We start from the raw sequence: 19,532 nt of genomic DNA, 5'->3' as shown, positions 1-19,532 counted from the left end.
ATCCACTAATTCAACTTCAGGTAAATATGAGGACCCCCTTGGGATCGATGCCAAAACGCACGGCCTTGGTTCTGGCGGGGGTGCGCTGCATCGTCCTGACGCGCAGATCGGAAGACAGTCCGGGCACGGCTATGCCAAGCTGCTCGATCTCGCCGAGGAAGACACGGCTCGATATTTCGCCGGCAATGCCTTCTCTGGCGGTGCCATCCTCGATGATCGAAATCGCATTCGGACGAACATAGGCGATCGCGGCGAGGCCATCAGGTAAATCGGAGGCATCGCCCAGCAGCCCAAGCGGCGTTTCGACACGGCCCTGTTTCACCCGGCCTTCGATCTTGTTGAAGGCGCAGAAAAAATCGGCGGCATAGCGGCTTTTGGGATTGTCGTGGATTTCGTAACCCGTACCACTCTGAACGATGCGCCCGCGCTGCATCAGCACCACGCGGTCACCTGCCGATAGCGCCTCTTCCGGGTCATGGGTCACCATGATCGCCGTGGTGCCCAGTTGCCGCAGAAGGCCGAGTGTTTCCTCACGCACATTGTCGCGCAATCCGCGGTCCAGATTGGAAAAGGGCTCATCCATCAGCAGCAGGCCGGGCTGCGGAGCGAGCGCGCGGGCGAGTGCAACACGCTGCTGCTCACCGCCCGAAAGTGTGTGCGGATACCGTTTAGCCAGATCCTGCAGATGAACATGTTCGATCATTTCCGCGGCACGGTGACGCGCCTCTGCCTTCGGCAGCGACCGGAGGCCGAACATGACATTCTGCTCCACGGTCAGATGTGGGAACAGCGCGTAATCCTGAAAGACAAAACCGATATTGCGTTTTTCCGGCTCGACAAAGGCGGCGGGGCCGGCAACAACATTGCCATTGAGGGACACGCTGCCGCGATCCGGCGTCTCCACGCCGGCCACGATACGCAGCAACGTCGATTTTCCACAGCCGGAGCGTCCCACCAGACAAATAATTTCGCCACGTTCAACGGCAAGATCGATATCGGACAGAACATCCGTATCGCCAAATCTTTTTCCCACCGATTTCAGTTCAAGCGCTGCGCTGCCTGCCATTTCCAATCCTGCCCTGCTTTGCGAATTATGTTGATCGCTCAAATCAGGATTAAAGTCAAAGCTGCGCCGGATACGGTTTCCATTCACGACGTTGCGAGATGTGCGGCAGCAATATTGACGTTTACGTTAGAGTTAAATAGGCTTTGCCGATCTGATGGACGTCAACGGATTAGGCGTCTATCATTCGTTACCGGGGAGCGAGAGGAGCGGTCGATCCGGTGACGCCACATGAAGGTCCCCTCAGACCGGTCGGATACGCCGGTTGATGCGGGAGCGTCGTGACCATCAGGCAGCACAAAGCGCCTCTTCGCGTTTCATGGAACGCGCGGCGCGACAAAGACTCTGGGAGGAGCAGCATGAGTGAATTGTCCCTGGGACATCCGGAAAATGTCAGCGTTGCCAAGCGCTGGCTGGCATCCTATCCGCCGGGCGTGCCCTCAGAGATTCCCATCTCGGCAAATGCCTCTCTCGTCGACCTTCTCGAAAAGAGCTGCAAGCAATTTGCCGACCGCAAGGCCTTTTCCAGCATGGGAAAATCCCTGACCTACCGGGAGCTCGACGCTGACACCCGTGCGGTCGCAGCCTGGCTGCAATCCAGAGGACTGGAAAAAGGAGACCGGGTTGCGGTGATGATGCCGAACATCCTGCAAAATCCCGTCGCGGTTTATGGAATTCTGCGGGCGGGCATGGTCGTGGTCAATGTCAACCCGCTCTATACCCCGCGCGAACTGGAGCACCAGCTCAAGGACTCCGGCGCGAAAGCCCTGTTCGTGCTGGAGAACTTCGCCCATGTGGCGCAGCAGGCTGCACCGAAAACCGCCGTCCGGCATGTGGTCGTCGCAGCAATGGGCGATCTTCTCGGCCTCAAGGGACATATCGTCAATCTGGTGGTCCGCAAGGTCAAGAAGCTGGTGCCTGCCTATGCCATTCCCGGCTCGATCAGCTTCAAGATCATGCTGAAGGAAGGCCAGGAAGCTTCCTTGAAGCCGGTCAGCCTGACGGCGCAGGACATTGCCTTCCTGCAATATACCGGTGGAACGACGGGCGTCTCCAAGGGCGCTGTTCTTACCCATGCCAATCTTCTTGCCAACAAGGCGCAGATCAGCCTGTGGCTGGACGCTGCCTTCAACGGCCTGAAGAACCGCCCGGATGTTCTGAACTTCATCTGCGCGCTGCCGCTATGCCACATCTTTGCGCTAACGGTGAATTCGCTGATGGGCATTGCGCTTGGCGGCCATAATCTGCTGATCGCCAATCCACGCGATATTCCCGGCTTCGTGAAGGAGCTGGCGCATTATCAGCCGCATGTTTTCCCCGGCATCAACACGCTTTTCAACGCGCTGATGAACAATGAGGACTTCCGCAAACTCGATCTGTCGTCGCTCATTCTGGTTCTCGGCGGCGGCATGGCCGTGCAAAGGCCCGTTGCGGAACGCTGGCTTTCCATCGTCGGCTGCCCCATCGCCGAGGGTTACGGCCTCTCCGAGACATCGCCGGTGGCAACCGTCAATCGCCTGGATTCGCCGGAGTTCAGCGGCACCATCGGCCTGCCGCTTTCATCAACCGACATCGACATTCGCGACGACGATGGCAACAGCCTGCCAACAGGCGAAGTCGGAGAAATTTGCATTCGTGGCCCGCAGGTCATGGCAGGTTACTGGCAGCGGCCCGATGAAACCGCAAAGGCGATGACGGCAGACGGCTTCTTCCGCTCTGGAGACATGGGGTTCATGGACGAGCGCGGTTACACCAAGATCGTTGATCGCAAGAAGGACATGATCCTCGTTTCCGGCTTTAACGTCTATCCGAACGAGGTGGAAGAGGTGGCCGCCAGCCATCCGGGCGTGCTGGAATGCGCCGCAATCGGCGTTCCGGACGAACATTCCGGCGAAACCGTCAAGCTTTTCGTCGTCAAAAAGGATCAGTCCCTGACGGAAGCGGAGCTCAAGGCGTTCTGCGCCAAGAACCTGACGAACTACAAACGGCCGAAGATCATCGAGTTCCGCACCGACCTGCCGAAATCGAATGTCGGCAAGATTTTGCGGCGCGAATTGCGCAATCTGAACTGAACCAATGGAGCCGGGCGACCGGCTCCTTTCTTTTATCAAAGCCGCCTTGATTTGGCCGCCGGAAAAAGAATAGTTTCCTCATCCTTCCACGGAAGCCGAGGAGCATAAGATGCAGGCCACCATCGAAAAACTGAAAGCAACGGCAAGCAGCACAGCCGCAACCGATCTGCGCGCCGCTTTTGCGGCCGACGACCAGAGATTCAGCCGTTTCAGCGTCAAATTCGATGACCTGCTGATGGATTATTCCAAATGCGCCGTCAACGAGGAGATCGTCACGCTTCTCGAACAGCTCGCACGCGAAGGCGGTGTCGAGGCCAAGCGCGAGGAGATGTTCTCCGGCAAGGCGATTAACTTCACCGAAGACCGCGCCGTGCTGCATACCGCCCTGCGTAATCGCTCCAACACGCCCGTTCTCGTTGATGGCAAGGACGTGATGCCTGATGTGAACGCCGTTCTGGCAGCCATGGGCAAGTTTGCCGACGCCATCCGTTCCGGCACGCTGAAGGGTGCGACCGGCAAAAAGATCACCGACGTCGTCAATATTGGTATCGGCGGTTCCGATCTCGGCCCGGTCATGGCGACGCTCGCGCTCGCGCCTTTCCATGACGGCCCGCGTGCCCATTTCGTCTCGAATATCGACGGCGCGCATATTGCCGACACGCTGAAGCTCCTCGATCCGGAAACCTCGCTCTTCATCATCGCATCGAAGACCTTCACCACCATCGAGACGATGACGAATGCCGCCACCGCGCGCCGTTTCATCGCCGAAAAGCTGGGCGAAGGCGCCGTCAAGCATCACTTCGCCGCCGTTTCCACCGCGCTAGACAAGGTCGCCGCCTTCGGCATCGAAAGCGACCGCATCTTCGGTTTCTGGGACTGGGTGGGCGGACGTTATTCGATCTGGTCGGCCATCGGCCTGCCGCTGATGATCGCCATCGGCCCGGATAATTTCGGCAAGTTCCTGGATGGCGCGCATGCCATGGATCGCCACTTCCGCGAGGCGCCGATCCGTGAAAACCTGCCGATGCTGCTCGGCCTCATCGGCTTCTATAATCGTAACGTGCTCGACTATCCGACACGCGCGATCCTGCCCTATGACCAGCGCCTGTCGCGTTTCCCCGCCTATTTGCAGCAGCTCGACATGGAATCGAACGGCAAGGGTGTGACCATCGACGGCACCCCGGTCGAAGGCCAGTCCGGTCCGGTCGTCTGGGGCGAACCCGGCACCAACGGCCAGCACGCCTTCTACCAGCTGATCCACCAGGGCACGAGCGTCATTCCGGCCGAATTCATGATCGCCGCCAATGGCTTTGAGCCCGAACTGCGCCATCAGCACCAGCTTCTCATCGCCAATTGCCTAGCGCAGTCGGAAGCGCTGATGAAGGGACGCACGCTTGCCGAAGCGAAGGCCCAGCTCACCTCCAAGGGCATGGAAGACAGCCAAGCCGATTTCATCGCCCCGCACCGTGTCTTCACCGGCAATCGTCCCTCCATCACCTTCGTTTACGACAAGCTGACGCCTTTTGCGCTCGGCCGCCTCATCGCGCTCTACGAACATCGCGTTTTCGTGGAAGGCGTGCTGTTCCGCATCAACTCTTTCGACCAATGGGGCGTGGAGCTTGGCAAGGAACTGGCTACGGGGTTGCTGCCGGTCGTCGAGGGCAAGGAAAGCGCTGCCGGCCACGACAGCTCGACGCAAGGGCTGGTGAAGGCGCTGGCGGGTCTCGCTGGCTGAGGCTATCCTTAAAAAAAGCCGGAGCTGTCTCCGGCTTTTTTAATGCGCTCCGCTCAAATATAAAGTGCCGCCATCTTCCGCCACGCACCCGCACGATGGGCACGCCCTTCCCAGACATGCATCTGATGGCCCACCTCCTTGTCTGAAAGCAGACGGCTCAGATGTTGGTTGTTGTCGAGAAACGGGTCGGCATCGCCGATGGTGAAGACCATGTCGACGCGGCGCAGCTGTTCCAGCCGGAAGGGGCAGGCAAGGCCGGGCAGAAAGTGGCTCGGCATGTGGAAATAGACATCGTCGTCATAATAGCCGTCGAACAGATCGCCGAAGGATTCCACCCTCATCGTCAGATCATAGCGGCCGGAAAAGGCAACGAGCTTGGTGAAGAGATGCGGGTGGCGGAAAACGAGGCTGGCGGCCTGAAAGGCACCGAGGCTGCAGCCCTGCACAATGGTGCTGCTGTCAGGATTTCTCTGTGACATCAGCGGCAGCACTTCGTTGAGAATATAGGCCTCAAGTGCGGCGTGACGGCGCACACGGTCGGCGGGGTGGTGATGGCCCGCGTAAAAACTTTCCTGTGCCAGACCCTCGATACAATAAAGCTGGAGGTGGCCGGCCTCCAGCTTGTCGGAAAGGCTCGCGACAATGCCCAATTCCTCATATTCGAAGAAGCGTCCGTCGCGTGTCGGGAACATCAGCACCTTCGCGCCGGCATGACCAAATATCAGGAGCTCCATGTCGCGATGGAGCCTGTGACTATACCAGCGGAGATATTCGCGTTTCATGGCACCTTGAAAAACCGTCTGACCTTGTCCTTGTGGACCGCATCTTGCGATGCGCTGTCAGGGTATTCGAAATGGCCCGCGTCTAGGATGAAGATTTCATTAAATTTTGATTGCAGCAGGGCATTGGCCACCGCGAACTGGCAGGGCGGCGCCACTGCCGGATCAAAAAGCGCGGGCGCGACCAGCATCGGCACCTTTATGCGGGCGGCGGCACAGGCGGCATCGAACAGGCGCAGGGTTTCGAGCACATTGGCGTGGGTCTTCTGATAGGTCTGAACCGCATCCGCGCTGCCAACAGTGGGCAGCGTCAACCAGAACGGCCGGTGGCCGAAGGTCGGCACGACAAGATGACCGAGGTCGATGCGCGCGTCGAAGGGGATGGCCAGGGCGCCGATGCCGCCGCCGAAACTGATGCCGCTATAGCCCACCTGCCCTTCCAGCCAGGGATAAAGGCTGACAAGCGTCGACACGGCGACCCACAGATCATCGACGCAACCGCCGATGATGTAGTCATCCTTCCGGTCGATATTATAGAGGACATGCAGGGCCGGATCGGACGAGATCGGCGGGCAGGCGCTGAGTGAAAGCCCACGAAAACAGGGAAACAGCACGGCTGTCTCTTCCACGGGCACATCGAAATCGGGCTCTCCGCGTCCGCCATACCCATGGCCGACGACGAGACCGCGCCGCACCTGTCCCTCACGCGGCAAAAGCAGCCACCCGCCGATACGGAAACCGTCGGTGGATGCGTAGGTAACATCGATGACCTGCCAGCGGGGGTGGGTTAACTTGCTCCTGCGCAGCACCGGTCGCGGATCTGTGGCAAGCGCACGGCGATAGCGTTTCTTCCAGAAATCATCAAAACCCGGCGGCGCTTCCGGCGGGGTAATGGCGAGCAATTGCTCTCGCTGCATGCCATAAGTGGGGTCGAAATCGAAAGGATGGGTTTTCGGAACGCTCATGCGATGCTTGTTTCGTGAAAGAACAGCGGAGACAAGCTTGATAATCGCGAAATAACGGTTTTTTACGGCTCTAGTGCCGGGAAGAGTGTTGAACCACCTTTTCAAAATGGTTCAACCGTGCTCTTCACAAACCGATTTCATGCGCAAAAGGCGGATTTGCGCCAGCGCGCGAAACGGTGACCGCAGCCGCTTTCGCACCCAGCGACAGGGCCTTCCTGATCTGCTCTTCGCTCAGCGACGCGACCTGCGCCTTGGTCAGCAGGCCCTGCATTTTCAGCGAGGCGAGAATGCCGGCATCGAACGTATCGCCGGCACCGACCGTATCGACCACTTCGACCCGCTCGGAGGCCACTTCCACCTTGAGATTGGCGCTGTAACCCACCGCACCCTTGGCGCCACGGGTGACAACGACCAGTTTCGCACCATGGTGCAGCCAATGGCGGGCAAGCGTGTCCTCATCGCCTTCCAGACCGAACCAGGCAAGGTCCTCATCCGAGAACTTGACGATGTCAGACATGGCCGCCATGCGGCGGATGCGCGCCATATGCGACTGCTTGTCCTTGATGAAACCGGGACGGATATTCGGATCGAGCGAGATGACGCGGGTCTCATGCTCGCGCGTCATCAGCGCCTCATAGGTGCTGCCGCAGGGTTCCGGGATGAGGCTGATGGCGCCAAAATGCAGCGCCTCGCAATCGGCTCCCAGAGCCGGAAGTTCGGCCTCTGTAATCATCCGGCCGGCGGTGTTCTCGTCGTAAAAAGCGTAGGTCGCATGGCCGTCAATCAGCTTGACGAAGGCGATGGTTGTGGGGCGCGACAGCGTGGCGCAATAGCTGAAATCCACCTTGCTGGCCCGCAGGGTCTCCCGCAGGATATCGCCCATCATGTCGTCGGAAAGGCCGGTGAAAAAGGCGGAGGGGACGCCGAGACGCCCCAGCGCAATTGCCGTGTTGAAGACCGCTCCGCCTGCGTAAGGGGCAAAACCCGCCTCACCCAGCGTCGTCTGCCGGGGCAGCATGTCGATCAGGGCTTCACCACAACACAGGATCATTACGGTCCTCCTCAAAACAGCAAATCAAATGAACTTAAATCGATTTAGACGAAGATCGATCGGAAGGCCAGCCACAAGCCAGCTTCCCGTATCCGAAATCACGATTGCGGCAATTCGCTGACACCGCCGTGCTTCGCCGACCAGGGCAGCGGATTGTCGAGGAAGGCTTCAACCCCCGACAGCGTCTTTTCATCGAACAGTTTCTCAGCCCGGGCGACAGCCAGAACATCGCGCCAGGTCGTCAGATAATGCAGCTTGACATTGCCGTTGGCGAAACGCGCTTCGGCTTCTTCAAAGATGCCGTAATAGAAGAGCGCGATACCATGATCGACAATGCCGCCAGCCGCGCGGATGGCGTCGATGAAGGTGAACATCGAGCCGCCAGCCGTCGTCAGGTCCTCGATGACGAGAACGCGGGCGCCTTCAGGCATATGGCCTTCGATCTGGGCGTTGCGGCCGTGACCTTTCGGCTTTTTGCGGCAATAGATCATCGGCAGGCCAAGACGCTCGGCAAGGAAAGCGGCAAAGGGAATGCCCGCCGTTTCACCGCCGGCGACACAGTCAAACTTCTCGAAACCGGCTTCGCGCATCACTGCGGCAGCTGCGAAATCCATCGCCGCCGAGCGGATGCGCGGAAAGGAGATGAGCTTGCGCATGTCGATATAAACGGGGCTCTTCATGCCTGACGCAAAAGTATAGGGGCTTTCTGAATTGAAGTGGACCGCCTTGATTTCCCACAACATCTTCGCAACCAGTTCCGCGACGACGGTGCGGTCAGTGAATGTGAAATGGTTCATAGGCGTTCTCCTTTTTCGGCCTTGGTTTATCGCTCCGAAAACCCGCATCGGTGTTCGGAAAGCACGACGTCTTTGTTCGGTATTTCGTACCCCCGCAGGCGAATGCCTGTGGACCATAACAAAACCGCCGGCAGTGCCGGCGGTCCTAAAAATCAGCTTACATCCCAATGAAGCGGGAACATCGGATCGAATACGGTCACCGGCCCGGCGCCCGTTTCGATCTTTTCGGGAAACGCCAACGGTTCCGCGCGCTTGACCAGGATGATGGTTTCTTCGTTCGGCGCAAGACCATACCAGGCCGGGCCGTTGAGCGAGGCGAAGGCCTCCAGCTTATCGAGGGCATTCTCGTCCTCGAAGACATGGGCAAGGCAGCTCATGGTGTTGATGGAAGTATAGATGCCGGCACAGCCGCAGGCGCATTCTTTCAAAGGATCCACATGCGGGGCGGAATCCGTGCCGAGGAAGAAGCGGGCGTCACCCGAGGTCGCAGCATCCCGCAGCGCGAGACGATGCTCCTCGCGCTTGGCGACGGGCAGGCAATAATAATGTGGCTTGATGCCGCCGACCAGAATGGCGTTGCGGTTGATGATGAGATGGTGCGTGGTGATGGAGCCGGCAAGATTGGCCTTGGAAGACTTGATATAGTCCACGCCATCGCGGGTGGTGATGTGCTCCATCGTCACCTTCAGTTCCGGCAGGCGTTGGCGCAGGGGCTCAAGAACCGTCTCGATGAAGACCTTTTCCCGGTCGAAAATATCGACCTCTGGCGTCGTCACCTCGCCATGCACGCAGAGCGGCAGGCCGATCTTTGCCATGCGTTCCAGCACCGGCATCGCCTTGTTGAAATCGCGCACGCCGCCATGAGAATTGGTGGTCGCACCCGCAGGATAGAGCTTTACGGCGGTGATGAGGCCGCTTTTTTTGCCCTCTTCCACGTCATCGGCAACAGTATCCTCAGTGAGGTAGAGGGTCATCAGCGGCTCGAAACGATCGCCTGCCGGGATCGCCTTGACGATGCGTTCGCGATAGGCGCGGGCATCGGCCGTGGTGACGACCGGCGGCACCAGATTCGGCATGATGATGGCGCGGGCGAAATGGCGGCTCGTATCCCCGATCACCCCTTCAAGCATGGCACCATCACGAAGATGCAGGTGCCAGTCATCAGGGCGGCGCAGGGTGAGCGACTTCATCGGGATACCTCGGAGCATGATGGAATTGCGCCCGCTTAGCATCTTTTGTCGCGGGAAAACAGCCGCCAGAGGTCATCGGGCGGCTGTAAATGTCATTTTTTTGAAGCGTGCTTCAGATGTTGCCCGCTTCCGGACCCCAGACATCGGTCATCGCGAAGCCATCGGCAAAGGGGTCGAAGGGATCGAGGCCAACCTGATGTAGACCGAAGGTGAAGCCGCGCCCGGCAATGGTGGGAATGACGGCCGGACGGCCTGCCACCTCGGTGACGGCGGAAAGGCCGACATCGAATTCCGACCCGATGATTGAGCGGGATTTATATTCGTCTCCCACCTTCACCTTGCCGCGCGCATAAAGCGTGGCAAGATTGGCGGAATTGCCGGTGCCACAGGGCGAGCGATCCGCGCGGCCCGGCCACATGGTCGTGCAGGTGCGGATCGAGCCATCGGCATCAACATCCCGGAACATGACATAAGCGACGCCTGATATGGCAGGGATTTCCGGATGAACGACCGTCATTTCACGGTTGACAAGGTCCTTCAGAGTCATACCGGCGGCAACGAGTTTCGCAGCATTGGCCTTCTCAATGGTGAGGCCGATCTGGCGTACATCGACGAGTGCGTAAAAAATGCCGCCGTAGGAAATGTCCATCGTCACCCTGCCCCATTCGGGCGTGTCGATACTGACATCCAGCTCATGCACGAAGGACGGAACCATGGTCAGCTTGACCTTTTCGCAGCGCCCATCACGGCAGGTGGCCGTCGCTTTGACGAGGCCGGCGGCCGTTTCCAGAATGATAACGGTTTCCGGTTCCTGCATCTCCACCATGCCGCTTTCCAGAAGCGCGGTCGTCGCGCAAATGGAATTCGAACCGGAACTGGCATGCGCCTGATCCGGCTGCAGAATGACGAAGGAGGCATGCGCATCCGGATGTTTCGGCGGCAGGAGGAGATTGACCGACCCCATGGGCGTGCCGCGCGGCTCCAGCGTCAGGAAGCGGCGCAAGGCTTCTCCTTGCGGATCGGTGTTCATCCAATGCAACTGCTCGGCCACGGTGTTGCCGGGAATCTTCGGTGCGCCGCCGGTGACGACACGGCCGATTTCGCCTTCGCAATGAACATCGAGAAGCTGGAGGGTGCGTTTCCAACGCATGGGGGTCTACTCCGGAAGTTGGGTTATTAGCCCGACCATACAGATAAAAATACAAGCTGTATACAAATCTGCGGAAGGGCAACGACAAAAACGCCTGACGTTTCCGCCACCCTCAGCCGCATCATGGCTTTAGCGGTTACGGCACTCCGCCCGGTTTCGATTGGCGGCAGCATCGCAGTTGATCCTTGACGACTGAAGCGCCTGATCGTCCACCACGGAACCGGCCGTATCGCCTACCGATCCAACGGTGTTTTCGACGGAACGCCCAAGCCGCTCCACCTGCCTGCCGTAATTTTCCCGCGTGCGTGGATCAAACACCGCAATCGGCGCACTGACCACCACGCTGGCCGCTGTTCCGACGGTTTGCGCAGCACCGATGCTGACAGCACCCAGCGCTTCGCCCAGGCCAACGTCGGAATCCGTCACCGTCTGGCCGGCAATGAGGCGGTCGCCGATCAGGCGGACGACCTCTGGGCTTTCGGCAAATTTGCCGTGGTTCAGGCGATCACCGGATTGCAGCTTGGTGAGATCGAGAACCGTGATGCCCGCCTTTTCCAGCTGGCTGCGATAGGGCTCGACGGATGGGTCAATCTGGCCCAGCCGATCAACATTGCCGGAAATGCGGCGCGACAGGCTGAGCGCGCGGTCATCCTGCGAGACGAACAGCGTGAATTTAGGCGGCGTCTTGCCGAGGCTGGTGAACTGCCGGCTGAACACATCCACGTCGAGATCCGGGGCAGCCAGAATGACATTGCCGATCTTTGGATCAACGCGGCCGTTACGGATCGCCATCTGGCGCAGCGCCTCCACCGCAAGCCAGGTGCCCATGGAATGCGCCATCACGGTGACCTCACCGATCGACTTGTCTCGTGCGAGGCGGGTCAACATTTCCTCAAGCGCATCGCGCGAGTAATTGGTGCTTTCCTTGTCGTAATTATAATCGAAAATACTGGCTCGCGACGGCCAGGTGAAAACCACGGGTACGACGTCCGAGCCGGAATCATAGACGATCTGGGCAAAGCGATAGACGGATTCCTCGTAACGGTTATTAAAACCGTGCACGAAGACCAGCACGCGGCGATCTTTCTGAATATGCTTGCTGATCCAGCTTTTTGTCTCCGCTTCGGAACGAATGGGCTCTACGGCAACCGTCGTGAAATCTTTCAGCGGGTTGGGCGGTAGCTTCTTCGGCCATTGAACCTGACCGACTTTGCGATTGGCCTTGGGCGGAATGGAGATCGTGACGGCATCGACCTTCAGGCCCGTTCCGCGCTCGCCGCCGAAAAGCACGGCGGCATTTTCGGACGGCGCACGCGTGGTGGCGACGAGAAGGTTGACCGGCGTCGTGCCCGCCACCGTCTGCCCCGTCGGCGTCATGACCCCGATGGGACGCCCGCCGCAGCCTGCAAGCAGGGCGACAATGGCGATTACGGCCACGAAACGAATGGGCATCACATCACTCTCCTACAACCCAAAGGCAGCCGGATAGCGGCCAGGGGGAGAGGATTTTCTACCGGAGGCGGAACTGCCGCGCCAGCAACCAACTGGGATCAGCGACACTTTCCGCCCCGGTGTGTCCGAACGGACCCAATTGCCGGGCGACAGGCAGGACGCTCGGCCGCCGGAAAACGCGCCTATCGCTGCGGCAGCATGGTGCCTCTTTCCCGAAGCGCATTGTGCCAGGACAGCGCTTCTTCGATGAGATGCGGCGTGTGCCCGCCCCGCGCCGCCGCCCGCTGGTAATAATCCGTCAGCGCATCACGATAGCTGGGATGCACGCAGTTTGCGATGATGACCGCTGCGCGTTCGCGGGGCGCGAGACCACGCAGATCGGCGAGGCCCGTTTCGGTGACGAGAATATCGACATCGTGTTCGGTATGGTCGACATGGCTGACCATGGGCACGACGCTGGAAATGGCGCCGCTTTTGGCGATGGATTTCGTCACGAAGATGGACATGTAAGCGTTGCGGGCAAAATCACCCGAACCGCCGATACCGTTCATCATGTGGGTGCCACCGACATGAGTGGAATTGACGTTTCCGTAAATATCGAATTCCAACGCGGTGTTGATGCCGATGATGCCGAGGCGGCGAATGACTTCCGGATGGTTGCTGACTTCCTGCGGGCGCAGGATCAACCTGCTCTTATACTCGGCCAATCGCGGCATGACCTGCTCGTTCATGGCGGAGGAGAGCGTGATTGACGAACCGGAGGCGAAGGTCAGCTTGCCCGCATCGAACAGTTCGAAGGTCGAATCCTGCAGGACCTCCGAATACATTTTGAGATCGTGAAACGGCGTATCGATGAACCCGTGCATCACGGCATTGGCGATGGTGCCGATGCCCGCCTGAAGCGGCTGGAGTTCATGGGTCATGCGGCCGTGGCGCACCTCGTTCAGCAGGAATTCGGTGAGATGGCCGGCAATCGCCTTCGTCTCGTCATCCGGCGGCAGCACCGTTGAAAAACTGTCGCTCTTGTCGCTCAGGACGATGGCGGCGATCTTTTCCGGTGGAACCGGAATGAAAGGCAGGCCGACACGGCTATCCGTCGCCACGACGGGGATGGGCATACGGGTCGGGCGTTTGGCGGGAATGAAGATGTCGTGCAGTCCCTCCAGCACCTCGAGCTGCGACAGGTTGATCTCGACGATAACCTTGTCGGCCAGAATGGCGAAGCTTGCGGAATTGCCGACGGAGGTGGTGGGAACGATACCGCCTTCCGCCGTGATTGCCACCGCCTCGACAATGGCGACGTCGACGCCATGGATCTGACCGCCGCGCAATTGCTCGACCGTTTCGGACAGATGCTGATCGATGAACATCACCCTGCCGTCATTGATCGCCCTGCGCAAAGCCGGATCGGACTGGAACGGCATGCGGCGTGCCAGCATGCCCGCCTCGACCATGGTCTTGTCGAGATCATTGCCAAGCGATGCGCCGGTCATCAGGGTGATTTTCATGGGGTTCGTCTTGGCGCGCTCGGCCAGCGCCAGCGGCACGGCCTTGGCTTCACCGGCGCGCGTAAAACCGCTCATGCCAACCGTCATGCCATCCTGAATGAGACTGGCGGCCTCTTCGGCGCTGACGATCCTGTTCAAGAGGGACGCGTTGCGGATACGCTTTTCAAGCATGCACTTCTCCATGATCTGTCATCACGATGGCACGGCATTCGGTTGGCCACCTCTCGGGCGACTATGGCGTGCAGTTTGATTGATGAAACTGACATAGATCAAGGGTGTGAACGCAACCATGGCTTTCGCACATAAATCCCGTTCAACACATCGCAAGTGGCGCATCGGCGCGACACGCTGAGAGGTCTTCAGACAATCGCAGCCTCCCGATCGGCGCAAGACTTCCGCCAAGTCTCTCCATCGCCGACAAGCAACAAGGCGGAGGCGCCTCATCGCCGCCCGTAAAATCGCGCTGCGTCAGGGGCCTTTGCAGACCGGCGCCCGGCCTAGAACGGACTGCCCAACTTCCGCATCATAGGCGCGCAGACCGAATGCACCGAGGCTTATGACCCGGTAGCAAGGATTGCCGCCCGTCCACAGTGGATCGACAACATCGATATCGGTGATGAAACGATGCGCGCAGGCCTGACCGGAACTATAGGCAATGCCCTCCGCCGTCGTGCCTGCCATCGGCACATGGATATGGCCAAAAATAATATGGCGTATGCCGGCCGGGTGTGCCGCAAGGCGGCGCATGACAGCGCCGTCATCATGCATGCCGATATGTTCGAAATGCCGGATGCCGCAATCCATCGGTGGATGATGAACGAACACCGTCATCGGCAGATCGCCCGCACTTTCCAGCGCACTCTCCAGCCATGCCAGACGATCCGCGCCATAGATGCCGCCGATGACATCGGCTTCGTGGCTGTCGAGAAACAGCAGGCGGCCGAAATCCGTATCGATGAAGGACTGGATATAGCCATTGTCGTCGCGCGGCTGTTCCGGGAAAGCTGCGACGAATTCCGAGCGGCGGTCGTGATTGCCGAGCATCAGCCGCACGGGCATGGCGACCGGCGCGAGGATATCGCGCAGCAGCTCATAGGCTTCCGGATCGCCGTAATTGCAAAGATCACCCGTCATGACAAGAAGATCGGCGTCAGCGTGTTTTTCGACGATATCGGCCACTGCCGCACGCAGCTGCTTTTCCGGGTCCACGCCGTTTATCGCGATGCCGGGCGGCAGAAGATGGGTATCGGTGATCTGGATGATCTTCATTGTCATTTTCCTAAGCAAGATGGCTGCGGGAACGGATTTCCCCGCAGCCTCATTTATGGCTCTGCTTATTTCAGCAGGGCATTGGTCTGCTCGACGATCTGCTTGAGACCGGCTTCCGGCGTCACTTCACCGCGCATGACGGTGCCGATGATGTCGCGCTGGGTGCGCCAGATGCGGACGGAATCGCCACCCGGATAACCGGCCCAGGGCAGAGAACGGTCAGCCTGAAGCGAAGCGGTCTTCACATTCGGGTTCTCCACATAATAGGGCGCGAGGAAGTCCGGGCCGGTTGCCAGCTTGTTGGTCGGCAGGTAGCCGGTGATGCGAACGATGGTGTTCTGCGCTTCCGGACCGGTGATCCACTTCAGGTACTTCCAGGCAGCATCCTGCTTGGCTTTTTCCTGTGTGAGGATCACAGCGGAGTTGCCGCCGGTCGGCACGCCGCCCTTTTCCTTGTTGTCGAGCGGGAAGGTCGCCGTCTTCAGCTTGAAGCGGTCGCCGACCAGACCCTGGATCGTCTGAACGTGAGCAGGCGTCGAGAAGATGAAGCCGGTGAGGCCTGCACCGAACTGCTGGCGCGACTGATCCCAGTCGAGCAGGTTCTGGCCACCTTCGGTGACGAACTGGCGCGTCATCTTCAGGGCGTTGAGGCCGATCTCATTGTCGAAGGCAACGGTCTTGGTCTTCTCGTCAACGAGCTTGCCGCCCTGTTCAACGACGAGCGCCTGCCACAACCAGTCATCCGGCCAGCCGTTGATATCGTAGCTCATGCCGGCGAATTTCGGGTCGAGAGCCTTGATCTTCTTGGCGAGAGCAATGAGCTCCGGGAAGGTCGTCGGCATCTTGTCCGGATCGCCGCCGGCCTTGGTGACGAGGTCGGAGTTGATGTAGATGATCGGCGAGGAAGCATTGACCGGCAGGCCGTATTGCTTGCCGTCGATCTGGCCGAGTGCGGCCATCTTGGGGCTGTAGTTCTTGTCGAGGAAGGCCTGACCGCCTTCAGCCTGAATGAACGGGCCGAGATCGGTGATCTGGTTGCGCGGTGCAAGCGTGTGGACCAGTTCCGCCGTCAGATTGTAGCCCGAGAAATAAACGTCCGGCAGATTACCCGTGACGGCAGAGCGCAGAACCTGCTGCTGGCCTTCGTTATAACCAGCGGCCGGAGCGAGGAAGTTGATCTTCACGTCAGGGTTCTTCTTCATGAATTCATCGGCCAGCGGCTGATGGAATTTCGTGAAGCCCGGCAGGTTGTAAAGAACGTTGAGCGTGATTTCGTTGGCCAGAACCGGCTGTGCGAGGCCAGCAAAAGCCATGCCAAGAGCCAGACCGCCCATCACGGCGCGTCGGTTGAGTTTCATGTCAGTCTCCAGAAAGGTTGGGAGGAGGAAGTCTGAACGGCATCACTTGACGCCGGTCATGGTAATACCGGCGATGAAGTGCCGCCGTGCAAGGAGGAAGCACAGCACCATCGGCGCGGTAATCAGTGTGGCGCCCGCCATCAGCGCACCGTAATTCGCGCCGGATTCGACATCCGCGAAAAGCATCATGCCAAGCGGCGGCGGGGCGAGATTGGTGTCGGAGATGACGATCATCGGCCAATAGAGATCGTTCCAGTGGGCAACGAGCGAAAAGATCGAGAAAGCCGCAAGCGACGGCAGAGAGCCGCGCAGCACCAGCCCCCAGCAAATCTCCATTTCCGAGAAACCGTCCATACGGGCAGCCTCGATGATTTCGTCGGGGTAGCTGCGGAAGGACTGGTTGAACAGGAAGATGGCGAAGACCGACAAGAAGAACGGCATCATCATCGCGAAATAGGTATTCAGAAGCTGCGTCTTGGCCAGACCGACGAAGAGCGGCAACGCCAGCGCCTGGATGGGCACGCAGAGCGCTGCGATGACGAGACCCAACAGCAGCTTGCGTCCCGGGAAGCGGAGTTTTGCCAGAGCATAGGCCGCCGGAACCGAGGTGAGGATTTGCACAACGAGAATACCGACGCAGACGATGACGCCGTTCAGCATGAAACGCGCCATCGGCACCTGGCCTGCCGCCCGGGCATAATTGTCGGCCGCGTCGAATTTCTGCGGAATGGGCCAGAGCGAGACATCGAATATTTCCGCCGGCGAGCGGATAGACGTCAGCGCCATCCAATAGAATGGCAGGAGCATCACGAAAGCGCCGAGCGCAAGGACGAGATGCGGGAAATATTTGCGGAATACGGCCATCAGTAATGCACCTTCCGGTCCATATGCAGCGTCTGTCCGATCGACAGGATCAGCACGATGACGAGAAAGATGATCGTCAGCGCGGCGGCATAACCGGTGTTGGAATATTCGAAACCTTCGAGATAAAGATCGAACAGCAGCGTTTCCGAACCGGAGCGGCCCTTGGTCAGCACGGCGACCGTCTCGAACACCTTGAAGGCAGAGATGGAGGTGGTGACGACAACGAACATGGTGGTCGGTCCGAGCATCGGCCATGTCACTGTCAGGAACCGGTCAACCGGGTTCTTGGCGCCGTCGAGCCGCGCCGCCTCGTGCAGATCCTTCGAGATGGCGGTGAGGCCGGCGAGGAAGAGCACCATGTTGAAGCCCAGAACCTGCCAGATGCCAATCAACGCCATGGTGGGAATAAGGAGCACCGGGTTGGAGAGAAACGCGACGGGCTCGAATCCCAGCCATTTGATCGCCGCGTTCACCGGACCGAGCGAAGGGTGCAGCAGGAACTGCCACACGGTCGCCATGGCGACGAGGGTTGCGGTGACGGGAAGAAAATAGGCGACCTCCCAGAAGGCGCGGCTGCGCTTGCGGTTATAGACCAGCAGGGCCACCCCGAGCGCGAGAAAAACGCCGAAGGGAATGACGATGATCGCATAAAGAGCGGTGTTCGCCAGCGCACGCAGGAAAACCGGATCCTGAAACGCTTTCACGAAATTGCCGAGGCCAATGAAGCGGGTGGAGAGCGCCCCAAGCTGGTAATCCGTGACGGAAAAACCAGCAAGAACAAACATCGGAACGATATAGATGGCCAGAAGCAACAGGCTTGCGGGCGCCGCAAACATGAGGCCGCGCCACATCATCCGCCTGTCGGCCTTCGACAGGCGCAAGCGAGACTTGGCACGCAGGGGCGTGGAGATATCGACAGCCGTCATGCCGGCACCCGCTCACGCACCGTCACCTTGCGGCGCAGGCCATCGGCCGCGAAAAGATGCGCGCGCTCCGGTGCAAAACCCAGATTCATCATGCCATTTGCATCGGCGCCCAGCACCTCATCCGCGCCTTGACGCAGGGTCATCGAGACTGTCTCGTCGCTCAGCAGGCGGCAGCTCACGAAACGGTCGGCACCGTGGGTTTCGCTGCGCACCACACGGACGGTAAAACCGTCTTCGCCCGGCCGCAGATCCTCGGCACGAAGGCCGAGCGTCGCCGGGCCGGCATCACGGCCCGCAGCATCGATGCCAAGATCGCGTCCAAAGGCCGTGACCTTACCCTGCGCATCGATTTCGACCGGCAGCAGGTTGATCGATGGCGTGCCGATAAAGCGCGCGACGGTCAGTGTTGCGGGTTTGCGGTAAAGCTCGTCCGGCGTACCGAGCTGTTCGATGCGCCCTTCCGACATCAGCGCAATGCGGTCAGACATGGTCATGGCTTCGATCTGGTCATGGGTGACATAGATGAAGGTCGCGCCGAGCCGGCGGTGCAGGCCCGCCAGTTCCTCGCGCATATGGGCGCGGAGCTTGGCATCGAGGTTGGAAAGCGGCTCATCCATCAGGAAGGCTGCGGGTGAGCGCACCAGCGCCCGGGCAAGCGCCACACGCTGGCGCTGGCCACCGGAAAGCTGCGCCGGCTTGCGATCCAGCAGATGCGCGATCTGCAGCGTCTCGGCAGCCTGTTCGACCGCGGCATCGATCTGCTTCAACGTTTCCGCGGGCGCGGCAAACCGTCCGATCAGCGGCAGGCGGGCAGCGAAAGGCAGGCGCCGCATGCGCAGCGGCGTCGCAATATTCTGGCGCACGTTCATATGCGGATAAAGCGCGTAGGACTGGAACACCATCGCCAGATTGCGATCGCTCGGATCGATCTCCGTCACATCCTGTCCGCCGATCGAAACCGAACCGCGATCCGGCGATTCCAGCCCCGCAATGATGCGCAGCAGCGTGGACTTGCCGCAGCCCGACATGCCGACGAGCGACAGGAATTCTCCTGGACGAATGGAAAGATCGATCTCTTTCAGAACATCGTCAGCCCCGAAACCCTTGCCGATTCCTGAAAGTTCAAGTGATTGTGGCGTCATTCTGCGCTCCTTTTCTGGAGCGCATATGCTTATATTGTATGACAATATGACGAAGGTTTGGGGAAAGTTCTATGACACTCGAAAGCCCGGAAATTGCAGGCAATCGGAAAGCGTTACGGTATGGGCCTCCACCCAAAACCACTAATATTTAGGGGGATATTCCCAAATGTTCTCAGCACGCTTCTATCTGCTGTAAAACCGGGTCAGCGGC

16 protein-coding genes are annotated in these 19,532 nt (G+C 59.5%); 2 read left to right on the top strand and 14 right to left on the bottom strand.

The genetic code is table 11. From position 1 onward, the window contains the following. Positions 1-16: 16 nt before the first annotated feature. Positions 17-1,066 carry an ABC transporter ATP-binding protein gene (locus NYR50_RS00405; protein ID WP_418136433.1) on the bottom strand — a complete coding sequence of 350 codons (1,050 nt, stop codon included), beginning with the start codon at positions 1,064-1,066 and terminating at the stop codon, positions 17-19. A 356-nt stretch (positions 1,067-1,422) separates the two neighbouring features. Between NYR50_RS00405 and NYR50_RS00400 the strand changes: the two genes are divergently transcribed. Together NYR50_RS00400 and pgi are read left to right on the top strand one after the other, a co-directional pair. Further along, entirely contained in the window at positions 1,423-3,135 is a 1,713-nt protein-coding gene (locus NYR50_RS00400) for a long-chain fatty acid--CoA ligase (RefSeq protein ID WP_418136432.1), read from the top strand. Positions 3,136-3,244: 109 nt separating this feature from the next. Continuing rightward, positions 3,245-4,870: a glucose-6-phosphate isomerase gene (gene pgi, locus NYR50_RS00395; RefSeq protein WP_418136431.1), complete on the top strand. Its 1,626-nt coding sequence runs from the start codon at positions 3,245-3,247 to the stop codon at positions 4,868-4,870. A gap of 53 nt (positions 4,871-4,923) precedes the next feature. Here the strand turns inward: pgi and NYR50_RS00390 are convergent, their stop codons facing one another. The 13 genes from NYR50_RS00390 to NYR50_RS00330 form a co-directional block, all read right to left on the bottom strand. Then, complete coding sequence (locus NYR50_RS00390; protein WP_418136430.1) at positions 4,924-5,652, bottom strand: esterase family protein; 729 nt, start codon at positions 5,650-5,652, stop codon at positions 4,924-4,926. Beyond that, complete coding sequence (locus NYR50_RS00385; RefSeq protein ID WP_418136429.1) at positions 5,649-6,614, bottom strand: acetylxylan esterase; 966 nt, start codon at positions 6,612-6,614, stop codon at positions 5,649-5,651. Before NYR50_RS00385 ends, NYR50_RS00390 begins: the two co-directional genes overlap by 4 nt. A 124-nt stretch (positions 6,615-6,738) precedes the next feature. After that, positions 6,739-7,665 (bottom strand): carbohydrate kinase family protein, encoded by a 927-nt coding sequence (locus NYR50_RS00380; RefSeq protein WP_418136428.1) that lies wholly within the window; start codon positions 7,663-7,665, stop codon positions 6,739-6,741. Positions 7,666-7,763: 98 nt separating this feature from the next. After that, entirely contained in the window at positions 7,764-8,462 is a 699-nt protein-coding gene (locus tag NYR50_RS00375; RefSeq protein ID WP_006310650.1) for an orotate phosphoribosyltransferase, read from the bottom strand. Positions 8,463-8,614: 152 nt separating this feature from the next. Beyond that, positions 8,615-9,652, bottom strand: coding sequence for a dihydroorotase (gene pyrC, locus NYR50_RS00370; RefSeq protein WP_418136427.1), 1,038 nt, complete (start codon positions 9,650-9,652; stop codon positions 8,615-8,617). 112 nt (positions 9,653-9,764) lie between these two features. Further along, positions 9,765-10,802: a 4-hydroxyproline epimerase gene (locus tag NYR50_RS00365; RefSeq protein ID WP_418136426.1), complete on the bottom strand. Its 1,038-nt coding sequence runs from the start codon at positions 10,800-10,802 to the stop codon at positions 9,765-9,767. 129 nt (positions 10,803-10,931) lie between these two features. Beyond that, positions 10,932-12,254 carry an alpha/beta hydrolase gene (locus tag NYR50_RS00360; RefSeq protein WP_418136425.1) on the bottom strand — a complete coding sequence of 441 codons (1,323 nt, stop codon included), beginning with the start codon at positions 12,252-12,254 and terminating at the stop codon, positions 10,932-10,934. 182 nt (positions 12,255-12,436) lie between these two features. After that, positions 12,437-13,933, bottom strand: a complete 1,497-nt coding sequence (locus tag NYR50_RS00355; protein ID WP_418136424.1) for an acetyl-CoA hydrolase/transferase family protein — start codon at positions 13,931-13,933, stop codon at positions 12,437-12,439. A 297-nt stretch (positions 13,934-14,230) separates the two neighbouring features. Next, positions 14,231-15,031, bottom strand: coding sequence for a phosphodiesterase (locus tag NYR50_RS00350; RefSeq protein ID WP_418136423.1), 801 nt, complete (start codon positions 15,029-15,031; stop codon positions 14,231-14,233). 65 nt (positions 15,032-15,096) lie between these two features. Beyond that, on the bottom strand, positions 15,097-16,389 hold the full coding sequence (locus NYR50_RS00345; protein WP_080826657.1) for an ABC transporter substrate-binding protein: 1,293 nt from the start codon (positions 16,387-16,389) through the stop codon (positions 15,097-15,099). Between the two features lie 42 nt (positions 16,390-16,431). Beyond that, the gene (locus tag NYR50_RS00340) at positions 16,432-17,253 is read right to left on the bottom strand and encodes a carbohydrate ABC transporter permease (RefSeq protein WP_006310642.1); all 822 of its coding nucleotides are present in this window, start codon (positions 17,251-17,253) and stop codon (positions 16,432-16,434) included. Continuing rightward, positions 17,253-18,179, bottom strand: coding sequence for a carbohydrate ABC transporter permease (locus NYR50_RS00335; protein WP_418136422.1), 927 nt, complete (start codon positions 18,177-18,179; stop codon positions 17,253-17,255). Before NYR50_RS00335 ends, NYR50_RS00340 begins: the two co-directional genes overlap by 1 nt. Further along, the gene (locus NYR50_RS00330; RefSeq protein ID WP_418136421.1) at positions 18,176-19,321 is read right to left on the bottom strand and encodes an ABC transporter ATP-binding protein; all 1,146 of its coding nucleotides are present in this window, start codon (positions 19,319-19,321) and stop codon (positions 18,176-18,178) included. Before NYR50_RS00330 ends, NYR50_RS00335 begins: the two co-directional genes overlap by 4 nt. Positions 19,322-19,532 lie beyond the last annotated feature (211 nt).

This window comes from Agrobacterium sp. El2ro-1b, from assembly GCF_048298475.1.
GTDB classification, from domain to species: domain Bacteria; phylum Pseudomonadota; class Alphaproteobacteria; order Rhizobiales; family Rhizobiaceae; genus Agrobacterium; species Agrobacterium fabrum.
The sequence above is the reverse complement of the archived record's forward strand: the minus strand, read 5'-3'. Positions and strand labels throughout refer to the sequence as shown.